The organism is Inquilinus sp. (assembly GCF_039594555.1).
Lineage (GTDB): Bacteria > Pseudomonadota > Alphaproteobacteria > DSM-16000 > Inquilinaceae > Inquilinus.
In genome coordinates, this window is the sequence record NZ_JBCNNF010000410.1 from 1 (window position 1) to 6,158 (window position 6,158).

The 6,158-nt window shown below is 69.2% G+C and carries 6 protein-coding genes, 1 tRNA gene and 1 pseudogene; 4 read left to right on the top strand and 4 right to left on the bottom strand.

Features of this window, described 5'->3' with window-relative positions; translation table 11 throughout:
* A pseudogene (locus ABDW35_RS30115) lies at positions 1-248 on the bottom strand (acetyl-CoA C-acetyltransferase); the annotation flags it as partial.
* A gap of 99 nt (positions 249-347) precedes the next feature.
* Between ABDW35_RS30115 and ABDW35_RS30120 the strand changes: the two are divergent.
* The 4 genes from ABDW35_RS30120 (at position 348) to fhuF (ending at position 3,141) form a co-directional block, all read left to right on the top strand.
* Positions 348-929: a TetR/AcrR family transcriptional regulator gene (locus ABDW35_RS30120; RefSeq protein WP_343717535.1), complete on the top strand. Its 582-nt coding sequence runs from the start codon at positions 348-350 to the stop codon at positions 927-929.
* Between the two features lie 121 nt (positions 930-1,050).
* A complete protein-coding gene (locus ABDW35_RS30125; RefSeq protein WP_343717536.1) occupies positions 1,051-1,944 on the top strand; it encodes an alpha/beta hydrolase in 894 nt (297 codons plus the stop codon).
* A 76-nt stretch (positions 1,945-2,020) separates the two neighbouring features.
* A complete protein-coding gene (locus tag ABDW35_RS30130) occupies positions 2,021-2,305 on the top strand; it encodes a DUF1488 family protein (protein WP_343717537.1) in 285 nt (94 codons plus the stop codon).
* An 86-nt stretch (positions 2,306-2,391) separates the two neighbouring features.
* Positions 2,392-3,141 carry a siderophore-iron reductase FhuF gene (gene fhuF, locus ABDW35_RS30135; protein WP_343717538.1) on the top strand — a complete coding sequence of 250 codons (750 nt, stop codon included), beginning with the start codon at positions 2,392-2,394 and terminating at the stop codon, positions 3,139-3,141.
* 75 nt (positions 3,142-3,216) lie between these two features.
* On the opposite strand, the gene ABDW35_RS30140 is transcribed toward fhuF, so the two are convergent.
* The 3 genes from ABDW35_RS30140 to ABDW35_RS30150 form a co-directional block, all read right to left on the bottom strand.
* A tRNA-Lys gene (locus ABDW35_RS30140) sits at positions 3,217-3,292 on the bottom strand.
* Between the two features lie 81 nt (positions 3,293-3,373).
* The gene (gene coaD, locus ABDW35_RS30145) at positions 3,374-3,892 is read right to left on the bottom strand and encodes a pantetheine-phosphate adenylyltransferase (protein ID WP_088156201.1); all 519 of its coding nucleotides are present in this window, start codon (positions 3,890-3,892) and stop codon (positions 3,374-3,376) included.
* A gap of 14 nt (positions 3,893-3,906) precedes the next feature.
* Positions 3,907-6,158, bottom strand: a 2,252-nt coding sequence (locus ABDW35_RS30150; RefSeq protein ID WP_343717539.1) for a DNA gyrase subunit A, incomplete at its 5' end; no start/stop codon positions are given.

A 6,158-nucleotide genomic window follows, 5' to 3' on the forward strand; every position in this document is an offset into this window, starting at 1 on the left:
CCGGGCGCGCCGGGCCTGCCGGCGCCGCGGGCCGCCTGGCGCGCGGGCGCCTGGCCCTGCCCCGCCGGCAGCACGCAACCGAAGATCGACTCGTCGACCTGGGCGGGAGCGACACAGGCCCGGGCCACGGCGGCGGCGACAGCAGCGCCCCCCAGCTGCGGCGCGGCCAGCGGCGACAGGGCGCCGCGGAAGCGGCCGAGCGGAGTGCGGGCGGACCCGACGATGACGACGGGATCTTCGGCGGACATCGATGTCCTCTTGGCACGTTATATGATAGACACAATATTATAATCATCATCTAAAAAGGCAATCGCCGCCGCCGACGCGCGGCTTACCGGGAGGCCGGCATGCGCTACAGCAAGGACCACAAGCAGGAGACCCGCCAGCGGATCATCCGCACCGCCGCCAGACGCTTCCGCGAGGATGGGGTGGAGGCGACGGGCGTGGCCGCGCTGATGGCTGATGCCGGGCTGACCCATGGCGGCTTCTACGCGCATTTCCCGTCGAAGGAGGCGCTGGTGGCCGCCGCCTGCGCCGAGGGCTTCGGCGAGAGCCGGGCCCGGATGCGCAAGACCATCGAGCAGCGGCCGCCGGGAGAGCGGCTGGCGGCGATGGCCGAATCCTACCTGTCGACGGCCCATCGCGACCATCCGGGACATGGCTGCATCGCCGCCGCGATCGGGCCGGAGATCGCGCGTCACCCGGCCGAGACCCGTGCCGAATTCACCCAGGGGCTGCACGGCCTGGTGGAGATCGCCGAGGCGGCGATCACCGCCGATGGCGGCGACCCTGCCAAGGCGCCACAGGCGGTCGCGACCATGGTCGGCGCCCTGATCCTGGCCCGCGGCGCGTCCGACGAGGCGCTGTCCGACCGCTTCCTCCAGAGCGGACTGGAGGCCGTCCGCGGCATGGTGCCGAAGACCGGCTGAGCAGCCGCGCCCAGGTTGCAACCGCAACGTTGCGGCCGTCGCGCCGCGCTGCGGTCCGGTGCTAGCATCATCCTCTCGCTGTGATATCCGGCGAATTCACATCAGCGTGAGAGGAATGGACATGCGCCGAACTGTGGGAAGCGTACTGCGGTGCGCGGCGGTCGCCATCGGCCTCGGCCTGGCGGTCCCGGCCCTTCTGGCCCAGGCGGCCACCACCCAGGCGCAGGCTGCAGAGGAGTGGCAGACCCTGCCGGCCCTGGGCCCGGCGCCGAAGGCCGACAGCAGCGGCATGGCGCCGGTCAACGACATCCAGATGTACTACGCCGTCTACGGCAAGGGTCAGCCGGTGATCCTGCTGCATGGCGGGCTGTCGAACTCCGACTACTGGAACTACCTGATCCCGGACTTGGTGAAGCATCACTTCCAGGTGATCGTCGCCGACAGCCGCGGCCATGGCCGCAGCACCCGCTCGGCCCAGCCCTACAGCTACGACCTGATGTCGTCGGACGTGCTGGCGCTGCTGGACTATCTCAAGATCCAGAAGGCCGACCTGGTGGGCTGGAGCGACGGCGGCATCATCGGCCTGGACATCGCCATCCACCATCCGGAGCGGCTGAACCGCGTCTACGCCTATGGCGCCAATTCCGACCTGACCGGGCTGAAGCCCGATTTCGACAAGAACCCGACCTTCGCCGCCTTCATCGAGCGCGCCGGCACCGAGTACAAGGCGCTGTCGAAGACGCCGGACCAGTATGACGCGTTCCTGCAGCAGATCTCGCAGATGTGGGCGACCCAGCCCGACTTCACCGCCGACCAGCTGCGCGGCATCAAGGTTCGCTTCGCGATCGCCGATGGTGAGCATGACGAGGGCATCAAGCGCGAGCACACCGAATACCTGGCCCGCACCATTCCGGGCGCCGAGCTGCACATCCTGCCGAATGTCAGCCATTTCGGCATGCTGCAGAACCCGAAGGAGTTCAACGGCGCGGTCGTCAAGTTCCTGACCGAGAAGTAGGGCCGACCCCGGAGGTCGCCGCGATCTGCGCGGGCCCGGCGTTGCGGCGTCGGGCGGCGGGCTGGTAGAAGGCGCCATGGCCCGCCCGATCTTCACCTTTCCCGACGACGCCGCCTGGAACGAGGCGCGCCAGGCGGTCGAGTTCGGGGTCGAGGTCGGCGACTATGCCGGCCGGGTGTTCCTGCCGGCGGCGGCGCTGCGCTCGCTGCTCGGGCACCGGCCGACGCCGGCGGAAGCTGTCGAGATCTACCACCACCACCGCTCCGGCATTGAGCGCGCGGCGGAGCTGCGGATCGAGGAGCGGCGGCTGGACCCCGACGCCAATGTGACGCTGGACGGGCGCGACCTGCGCCGTCGCTGAGCGCCCCTCTCCGGAATCACGGGATTGCGGCCGCCGCTCGATTGCGATAGCCAGTTGCGAATGACACGCATTCTTGGCCAACGGCGATGATCGAGATCCTGCGGCCGGTCTTCACCGGCGATCTGGCGCATTGCGGCGAGGCTGTGGTGCTGCCGGACGACGACCGCCCGGCCCTGCCCGGCCGCAGCCTGCTGGACCCGGCGGCGATCGACCGGGTGCTGGACGACTATGCCGGCCAGTATCCCGGCGCGGACCGGCGGGCCGTCGCCTCCTTCTGGTCGCAATGGTACTTCGCCCGGCTGCTGCCGCCGGTGATGGCGGCCAGCCTGCTGCTTGGCCGGCGCTTCCCGATCGCCCTGGCGGAGATCGGGGTGATCCGGGCGCCGGAGGGCCACCCGATCGCCTTCCGCATGGCGCATGACGGTACGCCCGAGGGCGAGCCGGACGCCTTCCGCCGCTTCGACCGGCTGGTCGCCGGCCATATCGAGCCCTTCATCGCCGCCTGGGCCGCGCACACCCGGTTGGCGCCGCGGCTCTACTGGAACAACGCCGCGGTGTATCTCGACTGGATCCTGGGCGAGATCGCGGCCCATCCGCTGGCCGATGCCGGCCTCGCCGCCGAGGCCCGCCGGCTGCTGTCCGACCGCGAACGGCCGGACGGCAGGCCGAACCCGCTGTTCGAGCCGATCCAGACCATCGAGGAGGATGGCGAGGCCAAGCGCTGGCGCCGGCTGTGCTGCCTGCGCTACCGGCTGCCGGAGATCGCCGAATGCGGCACCTGCCCGCATCTGCGGGCCCGGCTGCGCAAGGCGGCCCCGGCGCAGCAGGTGGCCTGACGGTTTGTCGGAATGAGCAGAGGCCGGCGTGTCGGAATGGACAACGCCACCAGATGCTAACCTCTTGAAAAGATTTGGTGAGCCGGGTGGGACTCGAACCCACGACCAGGGGCTTAAAAGGCCTCTGCTCTACCGACTGAGCTACCGGCTCACACTGCCGGCCCGGAACCTGTCCGGGCGGGCGGGCCGCACATTAGGGAGGCACCGCCCGACGGTCAACACCTGCTCGGTGTTATTCCCCGACGATCCCCTTGCGGGCGAACTGCTCGGTCAGGCGCTTGGCCACCAGCGGGCTGACGAAGGGGGCGATGTCGCCGCCCAGCCGGCCGATCTCCTTGACGAAGCGCGAGGAGATGAACTGGTAGCGGTCCGACGCCATCAGGAACACCGTCTCGATCACCGGATTGATCTTGGCGTTCATGCCGGCCATCTGGAACTCGTACTCGAAATCCGAGACGGCGCGCAGGCCGCGCACCACCGTGGTGGCGCCGACCGAGGCGGCGAAGTTCATCAGCAGCATGTCGAAGGAGCGGACCTCGATCGAGATCCCCTGGGCCACCAGGGGCGCGACGTCGGCCCGCACCAACTCCACCCGCTCGTCGGTCGAGAACAGCGGGCCCTTGCCGTCGTTGCGGGCCACGGCGACGACCAGGTGGTCGACGATCCGTGTCGCCCGCTGGATGATGTCCATATGGCCCTTGGTGATGGGATCGAAGGTGCCGGGATAGACCCCGGTGCGCGCCTTGGACATCCGTGCGGCTTTCCTTATGCGCCGTCGCCGCCCGACGCGGCGCCGTCCTGTTGCCCCTCATCGGCTTCGCCGGACGAACCGTCCTCGGCCGCATCCTCACCCTCGCCGTTCTCCTCCGGCACCGAGGCGACGGAGACCACGCGCTCGCCCCCGGCGACGTTGAACAGCCGCACGCCCATGGTCTTGCGGGCGGCGATGCGCACGTCGGAGACTGGGCAGCGGATCAGCTGGCCGCCATCGGTCACCAGGATGATCTCCTGGTTCGGCGAGATCGGGAAGCTGGCGGCCACGGCGGTGTTCTTCTCGCCCATCTCCATGGCCCAGATGCCCTTGCCGCCGCGGCCGGTGAGCCGGTAGCCATAGGCCGAGCTGAGCTTGCCGAAGCCCTCCTCGCTGACCGTGAGGATGAACTCCTCCCCCGCCTCCATCGCGGCGAAGCGGGCGGGGTCGAGGTCGTGCTCCTCCACCGTCTCGCCGTCCTCGCCGTCGGTCTCCTCGCCCTCGGCCCGGCGGGCGGCGTTGGCCATGCGCAGGTAGTTGGCGCGCTCGTCGGCCGTGGCGTCGAGATGATGCAGGATCGAGATCGAGATGACGGTGTCGCCCTCAGCCAGGCGGATGCCGCGCACGCCGGTCGAATCGCGGCCCTTGAAGACGCGGACGTCGGTGACCGGGAAGCGGATGCACATGCCGCTGTGGGTGGCCAGCAGCACGTCCTGGTCGTCGCTGCAGACCTTGACGCCGATCAGGCTGTCGCCCTCGTCCAGCTTCATCGCGATCTTGCCGTTGCGATTGATGCTGGTGAAATCGGCCAGGCTGTTGCGGCGGACATTGCCGCTGGCCGTCCCGAACATGACGTAGAGCTGGTCCCAGGTGCTCTCATCCTCCGGCAGCGGCATGACGGTGGAGATGGTCTCTCCCTGCTGCAGCGGCAGCATGTTGACCATTGCCTTGCCGCGCGACTGCGGCGTACCGACCGGCAGGCGGTAGACCTTGAGCTTGTAGACGATGCCGCGGCTGGAGAAGAACAGCATCGGCGTGTGGGTGTTGGCGACGAACAGGTCGGAGACGAAATCCTCGTCCTTCGTCGCCATGCCGCTGCGACCCTTGCCGCCGCGGCGCTGCGCCCGGTAGGTCGACAGCGGCACCCGCTTGATGTAGCCGCCATTGGAGACGGTGACGACCATGTCCTCGCGCTGGATCAGATCCTCGATATCGGCCTCGAATTCGAGGTCGAGGATCTCGGTCTTCCGCGGGGTGGCGAACTGGTCCTTCATCTCGACCAGCTCGCCACGCATGATCTCCAGGAGCTTCTCGCGGCTCGCCAGGATCGACAGGTATTCCTGGATCTCGGCGACGATGGCGCGCAGGTCGTCGCCGATCTTGTCGCGCTCCAGCCCGGTCAGGCGGTGCAGGCGCAGGTCGAGGATGGCGCGGGCCTGGATCTCGGACAGGCGGTAGGTGCCGTCCTCGGCCAGCGGGTGGCCGGGCTCGTCCACCAGCGCAATCAGCGGCGCGATCTCGCCGGCCGGCCAGGCCGTGGCCATCAGCTCCTCGCGCGCCGTCTGCGGGTCGGGCGCGCGGCGGATCAGCTCGATCACCGCGTCGATGTTGACGACGGCGGTGGCGAGGCCGACCAGCACATGGGCCCGTTCGCGGGCGCGGGCCAGCAGGTAGCGGGTGCGCCGGGTGATCACTTCCTCGCGGAAGGCGATGAAGGCGTCGATGATCTGCTTCAGGTTCAGCAGCTCGGGCCGGCCGCCGTGCAGCGCCAGCATGTTGACGCCGAAGGAGGTCTGCAGCGGGGTCGACCGGTACAGCTGGTTCAGCACCACATCGGCGCTGGCGTCGCGCTTCAGCTCGACCACGATGCGCACGCCGTCGCGGTCGCTCTCGTCGCGCAGCTCGGCGATGCCCTCGACCGTCTTGTCGTTGACGACCTCGGCGATGCGCTCCATCAGCCGCGACTTGTTCACCTGGAACGGGATCTCGGTGAAGATGATCGCTTCGCGGTCCTTGCGGATCTCCTCGATCGACGACCGGGCCCGCATCACCACGCTGCCGCGGCCGGTGGCGACGGCCGAGCGGATGCCGGAGCGGCCGAGGATCAGGGCGCCGGTCGGGAAGTCCGGCCCCGGCACGATCTGGTTCAGCTCCTCGATCGAGATGTCCGGGCTGTCGATGGTGGCCAGGCAGGCGTCGATCACCTCGCCCAGATTGTGCGGCGGGATGTTGGTGGCCATGCCGACGGCGATGCCGCCGGCGCCGT

What these genes read in the sequence shown, in the direction of transcription:
- ABDW35_RS30120 (WP_343717535.1), top strand. Translation starts at nt 348, where the DNA reads ATGCGCTACAGCAAGGACCACAAGCAGGAGACCCGCCAGCGGATCATC.
- ABDW35_RS30125 (WP_343717536.1), top strand. Translation starts at nt 1,051, where the DNA reads ATGCGCCGAACTGTGGGAAGCGTACTGCGGTGCGCGGCGGTCGCCATC.
- ABDW35_RS30130 (WP_343717537.1), top strand. Translation starts at nt 2,021, where the DNA reads ATGGCCCGCCCGATCTTCACCTTTCCCGACGACGCCGCCTGGAACGAG.
- fhuF (WP_343717538.1), top strand. Translation starts at nt 2,392, where the DNA reads ATGATCGAGATCCTGCGGCCGGTCTTCACCGGCGATCTGGCGCATTGC.
- coaD (WP_088156201.1), bottom strand. Translation starts at nt 3,892, where the DNA reads ATGTCCAAGGCGCGCACCGGGGTCTATCCCGGCACCTTCGATCCCATC.